18 protein-coding genes are annotated in these 17,219 nt (G+C 44.9%); 13 read left to right on the plus strand and 5 right to left on the minus strand.

Translation table 11 applies throughout. The annotated features are described in order from the left end of the window. The first annotated feature begins 65 nt into the window (after window positions 1–65). The 7 genes from ACL934_RS01980 (at window position 66) to ACL934_RS02010 (ending at window position 4,365) form a co-directional block, all read left to right on the plus strand. The gene (locus ACL934_RS01980) at window positions 66–422 is read left to right on the plus strand and encodes a hypothetical protein (RefSeq protein ID WP_413612960.1); all 357 of its coding nucleotides are present in this window, start codon (window positions 66–68) and stop codon (window positions 420–422) included. A gap of 53 nt (window positions 423–475) precedes the next feature. After that, on the plus strand, window positions 476–625 hold the full coding sequence (locus ACL934_RS01985) for a hypothetical protein (protein ID WP_413612961.1): 150 nt from the start codon (window positions 476–478) through the stop codon (window positions 623–625). A 65-nt stretch (window positions 626–690) separates the two neighbouring features. Continuing rightward, the gene (locus tag ACL934_RS01990) at window positions 691–1,527 is read left to right on the plus strand and encodes a lysophospholipid acyltransferase family protein (protein ID WP_374077185.1); all 837 of its coding nucleotides are present in this window, start codon (window positions 691–693) and stop codon (window positions 1,525–1,527) included. 32 nt (window positions 1,528–1,559) lie between these two features. Beyond that, window positions 1,560–2,630 (plus strand): DNA polymerase IV, encoded by a 1,071-nt coding sequence (dinB, locus tag ACL934_RS01995; protein ID WP_374077186.1) that lies wholly within the window; start codon window positions 1,560–1,562, stop codon window positions 2,628–2,630. 147 nt (window positions 2,631–2,777) lie between these two features. After that, complete coding sequence (locus ACL934_RS02000; protein WP_374077188.1) at window positions 2,778–3,401, plus strand: hypothetical protein; 624 nt, start codon at window positions 2,778–2,780, stop codon at window positions 3,399–3,401. Window positions 3,402–3,522: 121 nt separating this feature from the next. Further along, window positions 3,523–3,657, plus strand: coding sequence for a hypothetical protein (locus ACL934_RS02005; RefSeq protein WP_374077190.1), 135 nt, complete (start codon window positions 3,523–3,525; stop codon window positions 3,655–3,657). Between the two features lie 57 nt (window positions 3,658–3,714). Beyond that, window positions 3,715–4,365 (plus strand): hypothetical protein, encoded by a 651-nt coding sequence (locus ACL934_RS02010; RefSeq protein WP_413612962.1) that lies wholly within the window; start codon window positions 3,715–3,717, stop codon window positions 4,363–4,365. On the opposite strand, the gene ACL934_RS02015 is transcribed toward ACL934_RS02010, so the two are convergent. Both ACL934_RS02015 and ACL934_RS02020 read right to left on the minus strand, forming a co-directional pair. Continuing rightward, on the minus strand, window positions 4,362–4,721 hold the full coding sequence (locus ACL934_RS02015; RefSeq protein WP_374077194.1) for an arsenate reductase family protein: 360 nt from the start codon (window positions 4,719–4,721) through the stop codon (window positions 4,362–4,364). The genes ACL934_RS02010 and ACL934_RS02015 overlap by 4 nt on opposite strands. Next, window positions 4,714–5,769 carry an agmatinase family protein gene (locus ACL934_RS02020; RefSeq protein WP_374077196.1) on the minus strand — a complete coding sequence of 352 codons (1,056 nt, stop codon included), beginning with the start codon at window positions 5,767–5,769 and terminating at the stop codon, window positions 4,714–4,716. The genes ACL934_RS02015 and ACL934_RS02020 overlap by 8 nt, the downstream gene beginning before the upstream one ends. A 148-nt stretch (window positions 5,770–5,917) precedes the next feature. Between ACL934_RS02020 and ACL934_RS02025 the strand changes: the two genes are divergently transcribed. The 4 genes from ACL934_RS02025 (at window position 5,918) to ACL934_RS02040 (ending at window position 10,498) form a co-directional block, all read left to right on the plus strand. After that, the gene (locus ACL934_RS02025; protein ID WP_374077198.1) at window positions 5,918–7,540 is read left to right on the plus strand and encodes a peptide-binding protein; all 1,623 of its coding nucleotides are present in this window, start codon (window positions 5,918–5,920) and stop codon (window positions 7,538–7,540) included. 141 nt (window positions 7,541–7,681) lie between these two features. Next, window positions 7,682–8,716 carry an ABC transporter permease subunit gene (locus ACL934_RS02030; RefSeq protein WP_374077199.1) on the plus strand — a complete coding sequence of 345 codons (1,035 nt, stop codon included), beginning with the start codon at window positions 7,682–7,684 and terminating at the stop codon, window positions 8,714–8,716. Next, window positions 8,713–9,741: an ABC transporter permease subunit gene (locus ACL934_RS02035; RefSeq protein ID WP_374077201.1), complete on the plus strand. Its 1,029-nt coding sequence runs from the start codon at window positions 8,713–8,715 to the stop codon at window positions 9,739–9,741. The genes ACL934_RS02030 and ACL934_RS02035 overlap by 4 nt, the downstream gene beginning before the upstream one ends. 118 nt (window positions 9,742–9,859) lie before the next feature. After that, entirely contained in the window at window positions 9,860–10,498 is a 639-nt protein-coding gene (locus ACL934_RS02040) for a transposase (RefSeq protein ID WP_413613488.1), read from the plus strand. Window positions 10,499–10,548: 50 nt separating this feature from the next. On the opposite strand, the gene ACL934_RS02045 is transcribed toward ACL934_RS02040, so the two are convergent. Beyond that, entirely contained in the window at window positions 10,549–11,013 is a 465-nt protein-coding gene (locus ACL934_RS02045) for a cupin domain-containing protein (RefSeq protein WP_374077202.1), read from the minus strand. Window positions 11,014–11,068: 55 nt separating this feature from the next. Between ACL934_RS02045 and ACL934_RS02050 the strand changes: the two genes are divergently transcribed. Next, on the plus strand, window positions 11,069–11,575 hold the full coding sequence (locus tag ACL934_RS02050) for a MarR family winged helix-turn-helix transcriptional regulator (protein WP_374077203.1): 507 nt from the start codon (window positions 11,069–11,071) through the stop codon (window positions 11,573–11,575). Window positions 11,576–11,664: 89 nt separating this feature from the next. Then, the gene (locus ACL934_RS02055) at window positions 11,665–12,507 is read left to right on the plus strand and encodes a hypothetical protein (protein WP_374077204.1); all 843 of its coding nucleotides are present in this window, start codon (window positions 11,665–11,667) and stop codon (window positions 12,505–12,507) included. Window positions 12,508–12,599: 92 nt separating this feature from the next. Here the strand turns inward: ACL934_RS02055 and speA are convergent, their stop codons facing one another. Continuing rightward, entirely contained in the window at window positions 12,600–14,504 is a 1,905-nt protein-coding gene (gene speA / locus ACL934_RS02060) for a biosynthetic arginine decarboxylase (RefSeq protein WP_374077205.1), read from the minus strand. Window positions 14,505–14,586: 82 nt separating this feature from the next. Next, the gene (gene leuS, locus ACL934_RS02065; RefSeq protein WP_374077206.1) at window positions 14,587–16,971 is read right to left on the minus strand and encodes a leucine--tRNA ligase; all 2,385 of its coding nucleotides are present in this window, start codon (window positions 16,969–16,971) and stop codon (window positions 14,587–14,589) included. Window positions 16,972–17,219: the final 248 nt, after the last annotated feature.

Consider the following 17,219-nt stretch of genomic DNA (forward strand, 5'->3'; position numbering starts at 1 on the left):
GAAGAGAGGTTTACAGATGGTTGGTCTGGTGGCAAAAAGCTCCAGTCCATCACAAAGGGGGATTTATGGGTAAAGGCGTTATGTTTCTAGCAGCTAGTTTTCTCTTTGTCGTTCAAGCGAAGGCTTTGAACTTGGGAACAGTCGAAATCGCAGGGACTTCTTGTGAAACTCCGGTGGGGGCTCATGAATTGGCGGAAGTCAGTGAAGGGCGTTTTGTTATTCCAACGGGTCTTTATCTCAAAAAAGAAGAAGACAAGCGTGTCGCCCGAGGTTCTTGCACTTTTGCTTTAAACTTGAAAGCAGCGGCGGGAAAAAAGATTGTGGTGTCTAACAGTCATCAACTTGCCAGCCTTCGCGCTTACCCCTCCCAAACTAAAGCGCGCATGGATTTGGAAATCTTCAAAGCGGCAGCCAAGGTGTAAAACAAATTCTTGAGGTCGAAGCCATTGATCAAGCTTCCAAGGTAAATAAATCCTTGGGACAGCAAGAGGTTCTTATTGAAACTGAATGTGGTGGCTCAGCGATCCTTCGCGGAAATTTAGCCGCGACCTTGATGGGCGAAGGAAAAGCCAGAGCCTTTGCACGCAACCTTTACGTCGACATTGCCGAAGTGGATTGCAATTAGTGCGCCCTCGGTTGTCCGCAAGGATCTCTTGACGATTTTAGGACAAGGGGATTTAAATAGGCTCTGTGGAAGAGTTTCAAGCCGGACTTCGCGGAGTCTATAGATTTATTTTATTCGTTCTTGTGATCGTGAGCTTTTTGGTGTGGTCGTTTCTGTGCCATTGGGTGATTCGCAATCCTGAAAAGCGCCTTCGTCGTTTCTCTCTCAACACGCGGTTTTTCTGCGGTTTGATGATCAAAGGTCTCGGACTAAAATTAAAGGTGATCAACAAGCCCGCTCAGGGCCAAAAGTTTTTGCTCGTCAGTAATCACATGGGCTTCGTTGATATTCTTTCCTTAGCGACGTGTATGCCGATGCTTTTTGTGACTTCGACGGAGATGCGTGAAACTCCTTTCTTGGGTTTACTCACGGAAATGGGCGGTTGCATTTACGTCGAACGTCGCAGTCGTACAAAAATTTTGGATGAAATGAAATCTATCGTTTCCGCTCTGAAAAATGGTTTCCGCGTGGTCCTTTATCCAGAAGCAACCTCCACGAACGGTGAAAGAGTTTTGCCTTTCAAAAAAACTTTGATGATGGCGGCGGCTCAAGCGGGCGTTCCTATTCAACCTGTTGTGATCAACTTTCGTGAAATTAACGGCGAAGAATTTTCTTTGAAGTGGCGCGATCATGTTTGTTGGTATGGTGACATTCCTTTTGTCACGTCGATGTGGAAAACAATGACTTTGAAATCGGTGACGGCTGAAATCGAGTTTTTGGAACAAATCCACACGACTCCAGAAGACGACCGAGGCCTGATTGCAGAAAAAGCTCACGCATTGATCGCGGCTAAATTCGTTCCAGTAAAAGGAATCCCCGACGAGGCCCAGGCTCCTGTCGAGATGGAAGCAGATCCTACTTGATTTTCTGATTTCGATATGTAAATAATATGTAAATGAAGAAGATTATTCATGTCGACATGGACTGCTTTTACGCGGCTGTGGAGGTGAAATACCGCCCAGAACTTAAGGGGAAACCTTTGGGAATCGGCGGACCTCCGAATACACGCAGTGTTTTAACGACAGCAAGTTATGAAGCACGCAAATTTGGTGTGCGTTCCGCCATGCCTTCTTCACAAGCGGTGCGTTTGTGCCCACAGCTTATTTTAGTTCCTCCACATTTCGACTTATATAAAACTGAAAGCCGCAAAGTTCGCGAAATTCTTCAAAGATTTACAAACAAGATTGAGCCTTTGTCTTTGGATGAAGCTTACTTGGATGTGAGCGAGTGTGAGCAATTCGGTGGAAGTGCGACATTGATTGCGCAGGAAATCCGCCGTTTGATTTACACAGAACTCAATCTCACAGCTTCCGCGGGTATTGCACCCAATAAGTTTTTGGCGAAGATAGCCAGCGATTGGAAAAAGCCCAACGGACAGTTTGTGATTCGCCCTCAAGATGTGGCGGCTTTCGTTAAAGATCTTCCAGTTGAAAAGATTTTCGGCGTTGGCAAGGTGACAGCTCAAAAGATGCATGACTTAGATCTTTTCACTTGTGGTGATATTCAAAAGTACACGGTTTTGGAATTGCAACACTGGTTTGGTTCTCGTGCCCAAGAGCTTTATGACTTTGCTCGGGGCGAAGATCATCGCGAAGTTGTCACGGAGTGGGAGCGTAAATCTCTGACAGTGGAAGAGACTTTTAATAAAGATCTGCAAACTTTGGAGGAATGTTTGAAAACCGTTCCTCCTATTTATGAAGACTTCATTCGTCGCTTGGAAAAGGGCGAGTACCAAGATCGTATCAAGGGAATCGTTGTGAAATTGAAGTTCTTCGATTTCAAACAGACCACTCATGAAGAAGTTTATAATGATGTTCCGACGCTGCAAGATTTTGAACGTCTTCTTGAAAAAGCGTGGCTCCGTCGCGGAGTTCCTGTTCGTCTGGTGGGACTCGGAGTTCGCTTGGGATCACAGAAGAAAGCATCCCCACGAACTGACTCGTCGCAGCTAAAATTCGCAATCTAAAGTACTTCCGCTGCATCAAATTATTTTTCCGCAAACCTGATTCTTTTGGAAGTGGTGCGCTTTATTTTGGCACTGAGATTGCTTTCTTGGGGACTTGCTCAATGAGCGGTGCCAAAGAGACATCGCTTCAAAAAAGAAAGGACCACTATGAAGAAGATTATTTTATCAGGGCTTCTCATAACTACCATGTTTTGTAATACAGGCTGTGACTCTTCGGATATTGCAGCAGGAGCTATCGGCGTTGCCATCGGCATTGGCATTGGTGCCAGCGACCATGGCCATGGTCACCATCATGATCGTCGTCCTCCACGTTATCGTGAATGCGGAAGACATCGCTGTTACGAAGCCAACACGCAAATTGATTTGGGAACAAATCCAGAAGCTGTGGAATTCGCTCAAAGGCATCAAATAAGTTTGGCAGCGGCTGAACAAATTCAAGAAGCTTTTGCGAAAGTTCCAACAGAGGGTTTGAACTCGTTTACAAGAATTGGTTTGAATGAGAAAGACATCAAGGCCATCAGCAAGAGACGTCTTCCAGATTCAGACTCTTTGGCTTTGATGGCGCAGAAATTGGACATGTCGCAAGCTCAAGCTCGTGATTTGATGAAAGCTGTTGTTGCTGATTTCGATGCGCAGGCTTCGGATATCAACAGCGCTTACTGGCAATCCTGCATGGCTAAAGGCAAGTGGAAAACTCCACAAAATATGATCTGCAAAAAGACTTTCTGGAATGGTTGCAGCCCGGAAACTGGCGCGACTCTTTGTTACTAGTATTCTCATGTTCGAGGCGCTTTCATTCGGAAGCGCCTTTGTTAATCGGCACAATCTCTTCGATCAAGACCTCTGTTTCTTCGAATTCTCGAGTAGAATAAAGTTTGCGAAGGGAGGTTGTATGATCAGCCTATGGATTGTCATTTTAACAATGGCGATTGTGCTAGCTGGAGCATACTTCGTTTATAAAATGAATAAGACTGATGCTCTAAAAGTAAATCGTCACGGCCGTCGTCATCATCATCCAAAAACTTAGGTTCTCGTTTTGAGACACTTAGTTTTTTCTGGCATGAATTTGGTATTTCATAAATGCATGAAATACTTCTTAAGCTTATTGTTAATTATTTCGTTCTCACTCTCTGTTCAGGCGCAAACCCATGAAGAAGTGCCTTTTTTGGTCTGTGACCGCGCACTAGTTAAGCATGCGATTGAAGTCAGTAAATCCCAAGTGAGTAAGACTCAATATCAGATCCGTCCTCGTAAAAACATTAAACCTGATTTGCGTTTTAGTTGGGCTGCCTTGAATGCTCTTGAGCGCAACGTTTTTGGAAAACGTCTTTTCAACCTCGGACATGACATGGTTCCGGGGGCTGCTATTTCCGACACTTCAATTTCGATTTATCCAGACACTTTGAAAGTTTTAGCAACAGAATTGAAAGACCCATTTCAAGGAAACTTTTTTATGATGGCCCACGAAGTAGGCCACATGGTGCAAAAGCATTTAAGTCCACATCAACTGCAGGCTGACTCCATGAACGGTGATGCTTTCAATATTATGCACGCAGAAACAGATTGTATCGGAGTAGAGTTGATGCGCGAAGCAGGGCAAAAAGATTTTTCAGAAGTGATTCGCTCTTTGGAAGTCGTTCACAAGGACTGCTTATTCTTCAGAGAAAAAACTTTCTGCGATCGCGCCCACGCCATCCGCGCAAAAACCATCGAAAACTATTTGAATCAACCCTAAAAAACTTTCTTCCACTCGTCTTCTTTGAAGCCGACAAGGTGAGTGTCGGCTCCGATGACGAAAGGTCTTTTTACAAGTTTTCCGTTTTCAGAAAGAAGTTTCAAAGCCTCAGCTTCTGTCATGGACGGAAGCTTTTCGCTCAACTTCATTTCTTTGTACATCACGCCGGAAGTGTTAAAAAGATTTCGGATGCTGCCGCCGCGTTCTTTCAGCACCGCGAGCATCTCTTTTAGTTCCTTTTGTGAAGGCGCTTTGTCGACGATAGGAAGTTTGTCGTATTTCACTTTCTTTCCATCAAGAAACTTCAAAGCCTTCACGCATGTTGAGCATTTTGCGTATTCGTAAACCTTAAGCATTGCTCTTCACCAACCAACCGCACATTTTATAAAGGATGCGGGCACCGACGTTTCCGTCCCACTCAACTTCGTGCTCTTCAAGACCGCCTGTTGAAACTTCGTTCAAGTCAAACGCGATGATCTTGCGACCTGAGTTGTGGATTTCTCGGAACATAAAGAAGACTTGGTCAACACTCAAGCCCCCTGGAACTGGAGTTCCAGTGTGCGGGCAGAAAGCGGGATCAAGACCATCGATATCAAAAGAGATGTAAACGTTTTGCGGAAGTTCTTTGATGATGTCCTGGCAAACTTTTTCCCAAGTTTCACCTTTAAGCAAGCGACGTTTCAATTCCAAGTCGTAGAATGTTTTGATGTCTTCGCGTGAGTTGCTGAAGTCATATTCTTCTTCGCAGAAATCACGGATACCGACTTGAACCAATTTTTTTGGTTTCTTAGCGTCGGTCATCACGTTGTACATGATCGAAGCGTGGGATTGTTTGAAACCTTGGTAGGCTTTGCGTAAATCGGCGTGGGCATCAATATGAAGAACGCCGAAGTCGCCTTTAAACTTGTCGCTCACTGCGCGGATCGCTCCCAGGGGAGTGGAGTGGTCGCCTCCAACAAGGCCCAAAAGTTTTCCTTTTTTTAAAACGTCAGAGCATTGGTCGTAAACCCATTGGCTCATTTCTTCGCAAGCTGTGTTCACTTGAGCTGCCAAAGAGTTCATTTTGGCTTCATCATCGCTGAGATTTGTTCGCATTTCGATAAGCTCTTGGGCGACAGCTTTGAATTTATTGTTCATGTTAAGGAGGTCTTCCGGGAAGTCGCGCATGAAGTAGCCGACTTCGTAGGCCTTACCTACTTCGATGTCAAAAAGGTCAATCTGTTCACTGGCTTGGCGGATGATCTGAGGTCCGTGAGAAGCCCCTTCGCCGTAAGAGGTTGTGACCTCCCAAGGAACTGGAACAAGGACGACTTTGGATTCTTCCTCATTCATGGGAATTCCAAAGATACCAAACTCTGCAGAAATGGTCGTGGTTGGATCGAATTTTACCGTCTTTTCAGACATTTATTTTCTCCTTAGAAAGACCAAGATATATAACATTTAAGCATGGCGTCAATCGAGCAATAACTTGATTATTTTTGTCGCATAACCCATTTTAAGCCCACTTTGGGAACTATTGAAATTCCCTACGAAATTCTTTGGAGGAAACACAATGAATATGAAGGGTCTCCTAGCTCTACTTCTGAGCTCAGCTTTGACAGCCCCCGCTTTAGCAGCAGCACCCAATGCGAACGCTCCTAAAGGCGGAAATTTCGTCTTCAACCTTGGAGGAGAACCTCCAACAGTTCACCCGATCACTGCAACTGACGCTTACTCTCGTCGTGTGCAAGAATACGTGTGTGAAGGTTTGGCAACTCGTGATTCCGAGACTTACGATTGGAAACCACGTTTGGCTGAAAAATGGGAAATCTCTAAAGACAACAAAGTATTCACGTTCCACCTCCGCAAAGACGCTGTTTTCCACGACGGTACGCCTGTAACGGCTGACGACGTGAAATTCTCTTTCGACGCGATCTTTGAGCCTAAGTATGAAGCTGCTCACTTGCGTCCATACTATGAAGGTTTGTCAAAAGTTGAAGTTTTGGATCCACACACTGTGCGTTTCACAGCTAAAGATTTGTACTTCAACAACTTCGAATCTGCGGCAACTTTGTCTGTAATCCCTAAGAAAGTTTACGGCGATGTTGAAAAATCTAAGAAAATGAACCGTCAACTTATGTGCGCGGGTCCTTACGTTCTTTCTAAATTTGATCGTGGCCAATTGATCGTTCTTAAGAAGTTCGACAAATGGTACGGCAATAAAGACGCTGCTTACAAAGGCATGTACAACTTCGACACAATCACTCTTCGTTTCTACAAAGATGAAAACGTAGAACTTGAGCGCGCGAAAAAAGGTGAGTTGGATTACCTTGATATGCGTGTTGAAGCTTACATGAAGAAAACTGAAGGCGCGCCTTGGGGCAAAACTATTATCAAACACAAAGTTGAGAATAGCGCTCCGAAATCTTACGGCTTTATCGGCTGGAACTTCCGTAAAGAAATTTTCCAAGATAAAAACGTTCGTATCGCTCTTGCGCACCTTTTGAACCGTGAAGAGATGAACAAAAAGTTCCGTTACGGTATGTCTGATTTGGCGAACGGCGCGATCTACTTGCGCTCTGAATACAACCCAGGCAACAAAGCGATCGAGTTCAATCCGAAGAAAGCTCAAGAACTTTTGGCTAAAGCTGGTTGGACAGACACTGATAAAAACGGTGTTCTTGAAAAAACAGTGGGCGGCAAAAAATCTGAGTTTAAATTCACTTTGATCTATCCATCTAAAGACGTTGAAAAATACTACACTATGTATCGTGAAGACTTGAAAAAAGCCGGCATCGATATGGAGTTGAAATATCTTGAGTGGAACTCATTCTTGAAGCTTGTTGACGAAGGTAACTTCGACGCTGTGACAATGGCTTGGGGTGGCGGTTCCGTAGATCCAGATCCTAAACAAATCTGGCACTCTGCAAGTGCTGTCGTTGGTGGATCTAACTTCATCGCTTACAAAAACCCTGAAGTTGATAAATTGATCGACGAAGCTCGCGTTGAGCCAAATAAAGCAAAACGTGTTGCTGCTCTTAAAAAAGTTTACGCTAAGATCGCTGAAGACGCTCCATACGCGTTCCTTTTCAACGACAAGTATGTATTCTATGCAAATTCTTCTCGCATGGGCATGCCGGCCGAGACATTTAAGTACGAAATTGGTAGAGACTACTGGTGGTTGAAAGCTCAATAAGAGCCTTCGCCACGCAGTCTTTTTAATTTTACCTGCGTTGCTTCGTTCGTCGGCGTACAGTGTACGCCTTCCTCCTAGCGCCTTGTTAAAATTAAAAATACAGCGTAGCTATCTTAAGTTTTTTTATTTTGGAGTAGGGCTTTGATCGTATACCTGATTCGCCGATTGCTGTTGATGATCCCGACGTTCTTCGGGATCACAGTTTTAACCTTTGTGCTGATTAATTTGGCTCCGGGGAGCCCCATTGAACAGAAGCTACAAGCGATCCGTTTTGGAGCAGCTGGTGGCGGAGGCGGTGGCGGCGGTGGATCCGTGAACACTCGCGGTGACACGTCGGTGAACGAAGAGGTTATCGAAGCTCTTAAAAAACAATACGGCTTTGATAAGCCGTTGCACGAACGCTACATCATTTGGGTTAAAAACCTGGCGCGTTTGGACTTTGGCGAAAGCTTCACTTATCAAGAGCCTGTGATCGACGTTATCAAAAGTAAATTCCCTGTCTCTTTGCAGTTCGGTATCGCCTCACTACTTTTGACATATATAGTGTGTATTCCTTTGGGAGTTCGTAAGGCCATTAAAGCCGGAGCTTCTTTTGACCGAATCACGACCATCATTCTCAATTTGACGTACTCCATTCCTCCTCTGGTTTTGGGTATCTTCTTAATCGTCGTGTTTGCCGGTAAATTAAATATGTTCCCTATCGGTGGTATTCAGTCGGATGACTATGAGTCATTAACGGCTATGGGCAAGATCTGGGATCGTGCCCACCACTTTGTTCTTCCTTTGATTTGTTACATGATCGGTGGCTTCACCGAACTTTCAGTTCTTATGAGAAACTCGATGTTGGACGTTGTGAAGTCGGACTATGTTCGTACGGCACGCGCTAAGGGCCTTGCAGAAAAAGTGGTTATCTTCAAACACGCTCTTCGCAATGCTCTTATTCCCATTGCGACAGGCTTGGGCGGCTTCTTTGGAGCTTTCTTGGCGGGTTCTCTTATCATCGAGCAGATGTTCAATCTCGATGGTATCGGTTTGTTAGGTTATCAATCCGTATTGTCTCGTGACTACAACGTGATCATGGGATTGACCTTCATTTCTTCTTTGCTCTTGATGTTCGGTCGCGTATTCAGCGACATCATCTATGTTCTTATTGACCCAAGGATTGACTTCAAATGATGGATCCAATTCAGAAATATCTTATTAAGAATGAGCTTACGCTTAAAAGATATAAACGCTTTAAGCGCGACCGCGTAGCAGTCATCTCTGTTTGGGTTTTGCTCGTGATGTTTTTCTTTAGCTTCACAGCGGAGCTTTGGGCAAACAACCGTCCCCACATTGTCAGCTATCACGGAAAACTTTATTTTCCTCTTTTCGTAGACTACCATCCGACGGCTTTTGGTCGTGAGGATATCTACGTGATGGATTATCGCCAGCTTCAAATGGAAGAGGGCGACTGGTCTGTGTGGCCGATCATTCAGTGGGACCCCTACGAGAGCAATAAAAATGTAGATACTTATCCGTCACCTCCAACAAAACAAAATTGGATCGGAACGGACGAGAGCGGTCGTGACGTTATGACTCGTCTTCTTTACGGCTTCCGTTACACGATGCTTTTCGCTCTAGGTAGTTGGATTGTGACTTACACAATAGGTATCACATTAGGTGCCGTGATGGGTTACTTGGGCGGTAAGACGGACCTTGTTGGTCAACGTATCGTTGAGATTGTAGAGAGCGTACCTATTCTTTTCGTTTTGATTACGATCATCTCGATCTTTACGCCGAGTTTGCCGATCTTGATTCTTCTTGTGTCTTTCTTCGGTTGGACGGGGATCTCGGCTTATATGCGTGCTCAGTTCCTTTCATTGAGAAAGCGTGAGTATGTTGAAGCGGCAAAAGCGATTGGTGCCGATCACAAACGTATTATCGGAAAACACATTCTTCCGAATGGTCTGACTCCGATCGTGACCTTTGCCCCGTTCTTTATCGCGGGTGGTGTAAATACATTGTCTTTCTTGGACTACTTGGGACTAGGCCTTGTTCCTCCAACACCAAGTTGGGGTGAGTTGATGGCCCAAGCTCAAAAATGGTTCACCATCGCCGAGTGGCTAGTATGGGGACCGATGGTCGCCATCGTTCTTACGCTGACAGTTTTGATCAATATCGGTCTTGCCGTTCGTGATGCCTTCGACGCTAAAATGTAGGTACCTGCTTCCCTCCGTGTCGATTTGGGTACATGGTCTGACTTCGGACATAGAAGAATTCAAATAGAAATTAAGAGGCTCCTCGAAACGGGAGCCTTTTTGCTTATTGGCTTATGATATGCCAAGACAGAAGCAAATTTATACACCCGAATTTCCGTACCATATCACTGCTCGCTGCCATAACAAAGAATGGTTCGGTCTTCCGATGGAGGAAGTTTGGACAATCATGTCTAACTATCTTTATTTTATTCATTGTGCTTACAAAGCAGAAATTCATGCGTTTGTATTAATGAGTAATCACTTTCACCTCATCATCCGATTTCCGGAGAATAATATGTCTGAGGCCATGAATTACTTTATGAGGGAAACATCTCGAGTGATTTCTCGTGGAGCCGGTCGCATTAATCAAACTTACGGTTCGAGGTATTTTCGCTCCGTCATCGGTAAACCTATCTATCTCGAGCATGTTTATAAGTATTTATATCGGAACCCCGTTGAAGCTGGGATCTGCAGAAAAGTTGAAGATTACCCCTACAGCACTCTGCAAATTCGCTTGGGCATTAGAAATGGTGTGATTCCGCTGATAAGAGATCCTCTTCTGGAGGAGACTCCTGATGCAACTTTGCAATGGTTGAACACGAAACCAAGCGAAAAGGATCAGGAAGAGATTACGAGAGGTCTTCAGCGGCCCCAATTTGGCCTAACAATCAGGGATAAGGGAACTTTCGTTCATCATTTGGAAATTGATCGTTTGTAAAGTTATTGGTTTTTCGGTACCAAATTCACACGATGGGAAGCAGGTACCTTCTACTCTTTCCTATACATGCCGTATTTATCTTGAATCTTATGAATGGCCTGCAGGGTCTCTTCGTAGTTGTCGATGCGACCTGTGGAGGACGTCTTAATTTCTGCGATTTCAGGGTAGAACTCTTCAAAACCGCCGGGAGTGTAAGTGATCAAGATCAGCGCGGGACTGTTGAGGGGATTTGCCCAACGGAAGAAAGTGTTGCGAGGAACATAGACCGTTTCACGGGGTTTGAGTTTCACCGTTTCGTCTTCAAAATAAAATTCCAGCTCTCCTTCGATCAGATAACAAGACCAGTCTGTGTCCTTCTGTGCATGAAAATGAGGAGGGGATTTGAATAACGGAGCGACGGTTCTTTCAATCTGTGAATACTGACCGTTGGTATCGGCCGCCGTGAGTTTGAAAACCAATTTTTCAAGACCGATTTCGTAAACTCTTTCAGGTCGTTTTCCTTTGTGAACTGTCATAACATCCTCCAAATATCTTGAAATCAAGATATTATTGAATTATCTTGAAGTCAAGATGACGACTAAAGATGAGAAAACCGACTTTGCCGACCGCTATTTAACTGAATGGGGAACCCAAAAAGGTTATAAGCCGTCTCCTTTAGGTGACATGGTTCCTTTTATTCGTCTTTTGCGGGTGGCGGCGCAATTGGAAGCCTCCTTAAAAGTTCATTGCGATACGGAAGATATCACGACGGCTCAGTTTCAAGCTTTATCAGCTCTGAAGCGTTTGGATCCTCAAGGACTTAGCGCGAAAGAGATCATGGACGCCACGGTTCTTACTTCTGGTTCTGTGACCTCGATGATCGATCAGCTTATCAAAAAGAAACTGGTGCAAAGACAGACTTCGGAAGAGGACCGTCGGCAGATTCAGATCCGACTTACAGCTCTTGGTCATCGTGTGATTGAAAAAGTGCTCAAATTGAGAACTCAAGAGTTGAAGGATTATGGAAAACTCTACTCGGCGACAGAGCTTAAACATCTGTCAGAGTTACTAAAACGGATGTCTTTGCATTTGGAATAATCTGGACGTCGTTACTTTTTGAGATTTTCATACTCTCTCAACAATTCATTTTTAGCATGATTCTAAGAGGCAAGTGGCCTGGAGGATTTATGACTAAGAATGCGATGGAATCAGTTGTTAAATTATCATTGTGCCTAGCCTTGGTGTCCTGCAAATCTCCGATGTCTTTTTCGGATGCTATGACAAGTATCTCCTCAGAATCCTCGTCAACTGCTTCTTCCTCTTCGGAAATTACCGAGAGCGACGAGATCGTGATTGATTCCGTCTGCAATCAGAGCGATTCGGATTCACAGAACTCTTTGCAAGGAGATGTGATGCAAAATCCTTTTTTGGATATGTCTTTTTCCATGGGTAAGGTCGTTCATGTCCCTGCTGAAAAATGCATGACTCCCACTGTGATTGAAGACTCCGATACAAAAAGAGAAATCCTCTATGAATACGACTGCCCTGAAATTGCCGGAGATGTCCGTTTTGTTTCAGAATATAAAGACACGTCTGTGGCTTCTTTGGTGCAAACCGATGTGGAACTTATGGGAAAAGATAAATCCAAGCGACATATCAAATCCATCTATTCACGCGAAAGACTTCAGGACGGCTCTGTGCAAATAGATAAAGAATTTGAAGAGTCCTTTGCTGTTCAAGGTGTAAATCATGTGATCACGGGAACTTCATTCTATGACTTTGCTCCGGAAAAAACCGAAGACGGAGAGGTTGTTGCAGAAAAAGGTTATGTCGATGTCAGTGGCACGGTGACTCATCTTAAAGAGGGTGTAGTTCACAGTACACGCATTGTTTCTTCTGATGGTCTTCATCGCTCGCGCTGTGGATTCGATGAAGGAAGTATCACGATCAAAGACACGCAAAAGACCATCACGATTGAGTTTTTGGGATGTGGAAAAAAGAGTGTAAAAACAAGTGAAGCGACCGAATAAAAAAAAGCCCGCATTTTGGCGCGGGCTTTAAATATCCTAAGTGTTAGAGTCAGCCTCCGTTGTACCAAATCGTCACGGAGGGAAGCAGGTACCTATTCGGCTTCTTCGAGGTAAGTGTAACCTGAAAGGCCTTCCTCGTAGTGCTTGATTAAAAGTTTCGCTTCTTGCTTCGTGATAGAACCTTTTTGGATAGACTCTTCCGTAGCTTGACGAACACTGTCGACCATTTCAGAGCGGCCGTACTGAACGTAAGAAAGAACTTCCGTCACTGTATCGCCTGGAACATAGTGGTCGATTGTGTAGCCCACGCCGTTCAATGAAATATGAACGGCATCAGTATCGCCGAACAAGTTATGAAGGTCGCCCAGGATCTCTTGGTAAGCACCTGTAAGGAATACGCCAAGATAGTATTGTTGGCCATCCGTGAACTTGTGCAAACGAACTGTTTCTTTAGGCTCGCCTGATTCTGTGTCGATGAATTTTTCAATCACACCGTCAGAGTCACAAGTCAAATCCGCCAAAGTCGCTTCACGAGAAGGTTCTTCTCCTAAACGGTGAATTGGAATCACCGGGAAGAGTTGTCCTACCGCCCAAGAATCCGGAACAGATTGGAACACCGAGAAGTTAGAGAAGTAAGTGTCGCAAAGCTCTTTAGAAAGAGCGGTTACGATGTCTTCTGTATCAGGAACTGTTTTCGCCAATTTCACCATTTTCGTAGCGATAGCGAAGTACATGCTTTCACACCATGCGCGTTGTTCAAGACTCAAAACGCCGTACGTGAAAAGTTGCAACGTTTCTTGTTTGGCTTGTTCAAGGTCATTGAAGCACTCGTTGATATTGTCTTTGTTCACCTTTTCGTAGATGTACTGCATGTCTTGCATGATCGAAGGATCTGTCTTCGCAGCAGGACGAGGCGGTTCATGACGGTGAAGGTCGTTAATACCCATCACGTTGAAAACAAGCACAGAGTGATGCGCCACCAAGAAGCGGCCCGACTCTGTCACGATGTTTGGATGAGGAATACCTTTTTCATCACAAAGAGTTTGGAGAACAGACACGATGTCGTTCGCGTACTCTTGCTCAGAGTAATTGATAGAGCTGTCAGAGTGACCTGAACCGTCGTAATCAACTCCAAGGCCGCCACCCACGTCGATATACTTAAGACCCGCACCCATTTTGTGAAGTTCTGTATAGAAACGTGCGCCTTCTTTCAAAGAAGACTTGATAGATTGAATTTGCGGAACTTGAGAACCGATGTGGTAGTGAAGAAGTTCGAGGCAATCAAGCATGCCTTCTTTTTTCAAGAACTCAACACCTTCAACGATCTCTGTAGAAGTCAGACCGAATTTAGAACGAGCACCTGAAGAGTCAACCCATTTACCCGCACCTTGAGTGTTCAATTTTGCGCGGAAACCGATTTTTGGACGAGCATTGAATTTCTTCGCTACGTCCACGATCATTTTCAACTCTTCTTTACGGTCAACAACGATGATCGTGTTTCTGCCAAGCTTTTGTGAAAGGATTGCTGTTTCAATGTACTCAGCATCTTTAAAGCCATTGCAGATGATCAAAGCGTTTTCTGTGTTCATCAACGCAAGAACCACAAGAAGCTCTGGTTTTGAACCGGCCTCAAGGCCCATTTGGAAGCCTTTTCCGTATTTCACAAGTTCTTGAACAAGGTGGCGCTGTTGGTTCACCTTGATTGGGTAAACGCCGCGATACTCACCTTTGTAGCCGTGATCTGCGAAGGCTTTTTGGAAGCAGTTGTTAAGAAGCTCAACGCGAGCTTTGATGATGTCAGGAAAGCGGATCATGATAGGAACGCGGATACCGCGGTCTAAAAGATCTTGAGTCAGTTCAAACAAGTCTACAGACGGACCGTTTGCTCCCATCGGAGTCACAGAGACATTGCCTGTCCCGTTAATTCTGAAATAACCGTTGCCCCAGTTGTTGATCCCATAAAGCTCAGCGCTCTTTTCAGGACTCCAATTAGACATCTCTTTTGGCCCTCGCAGTTGGGGGCCCGGTTTAAAGGACCCCAAGTTTTTGTTCGGGGTCCTCTTCGGTAAAAGAACCCAATTATTTAACGATCAAATTCAAAATTCTTCCGGCTTTATAAATCACCTTGTCGGGATTTTTTCCAGCCAAAACTGAGGAAACTGCAGAAACGGCTTTCGCCGCAGCCAAAGCCTCTTCTTCCGAAGCGGTTGGGCTAATCTCGATCGTGCCGCGCATTTTTCCATTCACTTGCACGCCGATTGTTACAGTGTCATCAGCGACGAGGGTACTATCATATTTTGGCCATGGAGCCAAAGAGCAAAGTCCCTCTCCGCCCATTTTTTCCCACAATTCTTCCGCCAAGTGCGGAGCAAAAGGAGCCAAGATCTGAACGAGAGGTTTTAGAGCCATTTCCGAGCGACATTCCGCCTTATAAAGCTCATTTACCAGGATCATCATGGCGCTGATCGCTGTGTTAAAGCTCATCGTTTCGATGTCTTCTGTGACTTTTTTAATCGTTTTATGAACTAATTTCTTAATATCGTCCGGAGCCGCATCTTTCGTCGCCACATATTGGCCTTCGTCGTTCACAACGAGACGGGAAATACGATCCAAGAAACGTTTCACGCCATCAATTCCTGTCGGAGCCCAAGGTTTATCCTTGTCCACCGGACCCATGAAGCTGATAAAGGTTCTCATCGCATCCGCTCCGTGAGTTTTCGCGATATCTTCCGGAGAAATCACGTTTCCGCGGGACTTCGACATTTTCTCGCCATCAGGTCCCAAGATCATCCCTTGGTGAAGCAACTTTTGGAAAGGCTCATTGTGAGTCACAAGACCGCAATCAAAAAGAACCTTCATCCAGAAACGAGAGTAAAGCAAATGCCCTACTGTGTGCTCAGGCCCCCCGACGTAAAGGTCGACAGGCATCCAGTATTTTTCAGACTCAGGGCTGAACGGAGCCTGGCTGTTCTTTGGATCAATGTAGCGTAAGAAATACCAAGAAGAGCCCGCAGCACCCGGCATCGTGTCTGTTTCACGACGACCGTCGTTGCCATAGCGAACCCAGTCCGCATTGCGCGCCAAAGGAGCTTCTCCAGAATCCGAAGGTTCATAATCCGCCACTTCAGGCAAGATCACGGGAAGTTCATTTACAGGAACACCGCGAGAACCATCCGCATAGTGAACGATCGGGAACGGCTCACCCCAATAACGTTGACGGCTGAACAACCAGTCGCGCAACTTGTACTGAACTTCACGGACACCCAATTTTTTAGATTCCAAGTGAGAAAGCATTTTCTGAACAGCTTCCGACTTAGAAAGGCCATTCAAGAAATCAGAATTTACTAAAGTTCCGTCACCTTCAAAAGGAAGAGTGTCGCCACCTTCCAAAACACGTTTGATCGGAAGATGGAACTTTGTTGCAAATTCAAAGTCACGAGCATCGTGACCAGGAACTGCCATGATGGCGCCTGTGCCGTAATCCATCAAAACGTAGTCGGCGATCCACACAGGAATTTTTTCGCCTGTGATTGGATGAATCGCATGAGCGCCTGTGAAAACGCCTGTTTTTTCTGTTGTGGCTTTACGTTCAACTTCCGATTTACGGGACGTCGCCGTTACATATTCTTCAACATTGCGATGTTGCTCTTTCGTTGTGATCTTTTTCACAAGCTCATGCTCCGGAGCCATCACCATGAAAGTCACGCCAAACAAAGTATCAGGACGAGTCGTGAAGACCTCAAAGGTTTCCGTGTGACCATCCAACTTGAATGTCACGCGAGCTCCTTCGCTCTTACCAATCCAATTGCGTTGCGCTTCTTTAGTTCTTTCTGGCCAGTCGACTTTATCAAGATCATTCAACAAACGCTCAGCATAGTCAGTGATCTTAAGCATCCACTGTTTCATCGGAACACGAATAACGGGGTGGCCACCACGTTCCGATTTGCCATCGATAACTTCATCATTGGCCAAAACCGTTTTTAAAGCCGGGCACCAGTTCACGGGAACTTCTTTTTGATAAGCAAGCCCACGCTCATAAAGCTTTAAGAAAATAAATTGAGTCCACTTGTAGTAATCAGGCTCGCAAGTAGAAATCTCGCGACTCCAATCAAAGCTAAATCCAAAAGACTTCAAAGTCTTACGAAAGCTCTCGATAGCTTTTTGAGTCGTGATCGCAGGATGAATACCTGTCTGAATCGCATACTGCTCAGCAGGCAAACCAAAAGCATCATATCCCATTGGATGAAGAACATTGAATCCGTTGGTGCGTTTATAACGAGAAACAATGTCACCAGGAGTATAAGAAGCCATGTGACCAATATGCAGCCCCGATCCAGAAGGATACGGAAACATGTCGAGAGCATAATACTTCGGCTTCGCACTGTTCGTCTCAGCATGAAACGCCTTTTTCTCTTCCCACTTTTTCTGCCACTTAGCTTCAATCTCAGTGAAGTTCAAACTCATAAATTCATCCTTACTAAAACAAGAAAAACACTTCCTATCTGAATATCGAAAAACCCCTACAAGTTCAACGTATTACAAACAATCCTGACTAACGCACAACAGTCCCAATTCCAAAAAAATATTCCGAGAGCCACCTTATTTAGGGGGCGCCAACGAAAGCCTTTCAGTCGGTTTTCAAATTTTTAAGAAAATCTCTAATTCACACGTCTTCTACCCAAAATCTGCATCGCCAAGAGGGGCTGGGAATA

This window comes from Bdellovibrio sp. HCB-110 (assembly GCF_047323225.1).
GTDB lineage: Bacteria > Bdellovibrionota > Bdellovibrionia > Bdellovibrionales > Bdellovibrionaceae > Bdellovibrio.

Excerpts from the sequence above, each read along its gene's own strand:
- ACL934_RS02040 (WP_413613488.1), top strand. The coding sequence starts at position 9,860 with ATGCCAAGACAGAAGCAAATTTATACACCCGAATTTCCGTACCATATC.
- ACL934_RS02000 (WP_374077188.1), top strand. The coding sequence starts at position 2,778 with ATGAAGAAGATTATTTTATCAGGGCTTCTCATAACTACCATGTTTTGT.
- leuS (WP_374077206.1), bottom strand. The coding sequence starts at position 16,971 with ATGAGTTTGAACTTCACTGAGATTGAAGCTAAGTGGCAGAAAAAGTGG.
- ACL934_RS02050 (WP_374077203.1), top strand. The coding sequence starts at position 11,069 with ATGACGACTAAAGATGAGAAAACCGACTTTGCCGACCGCTATTTAACT.
- ACL934_RS02020 (WP_374077196.1), bottom strand. The coding sequence starts at position 5,769 with ATGTCTGAAAAGACGGTAAAATTCGATCCAACCACGACCATTTCTGCA.
- ACL934_RS02025 (WP_374077198.1), top strand. The coding sequence starts at position 5,918 with ATGAATATGAAGGGTCTCCTAGCTCTACTTCTGAGCTCAGCTTTGACA.
- speA (WP_374077205.1), bottom strand. The coding sequence starts at position 14,504 with ATGTCTAATTGGAGTCCTGAAAAGAGCGCTGAGCTTTATGGGATCAAC.
- ACL934_RS02005 (WP_374077190.1), top strand. The coding sequence starts at position 3,523 with ATGATCAGCCTATGGATTGTCATTTTAACAATGGCGATTGTGCTAGCT.
- ACL934_RS02015 (WP_374077194.1), bottom strand. The coding sequence starts at position 4,721 with ATGCTTAAGGTTTACGAATACGCAAAATGCTCAACATGCGTGAAGGCT.
- ACL934_RS01980 (WP_413612960.1), top strand. The coding sequence starts at position 66 with ATGGGTAAAGGCGTTATGTTTCTAGCAGCTAGTTTTCTCTTTGTCGTT.
- ACL934_RS02045 (WP_374077202.1), bottom strand. The coding sequence starts at position 11,013 with ATGACAGTTCACAAAGGAAAACGACCTGAAAGAGTTTACGAAATCGGT.
- ACL934_RS02055 (WP_374077204.1), top strand. The coding sequence starts at position 11,665 with ATGACTAAGAATGCGATGGAATCAGTTGTTAAATTATCATTGTGCCTA.
- ACL934_RS02010 (WP_413612962.1), top strand. The coding sequence starts at position 3,715 with ATGAAATACTTCTTAAGCTTATTGTTAATTATTTCGTTCTCACTCTCT.
- dinB (WP_374077186.1), top strand. The coding sequence starts at position 1,560 with ATGAAGAAGATTATTCATGTCGACATGGACTGCTTTTACGCGGCTGTG.
- ACL934_RS02035 (WP_374077201.1), top strand. The coding sequence starts at position 8,713 with ATGATGGATCCAATTCAGAAATATCTTATTAAGAATGAGCTTACGCTT.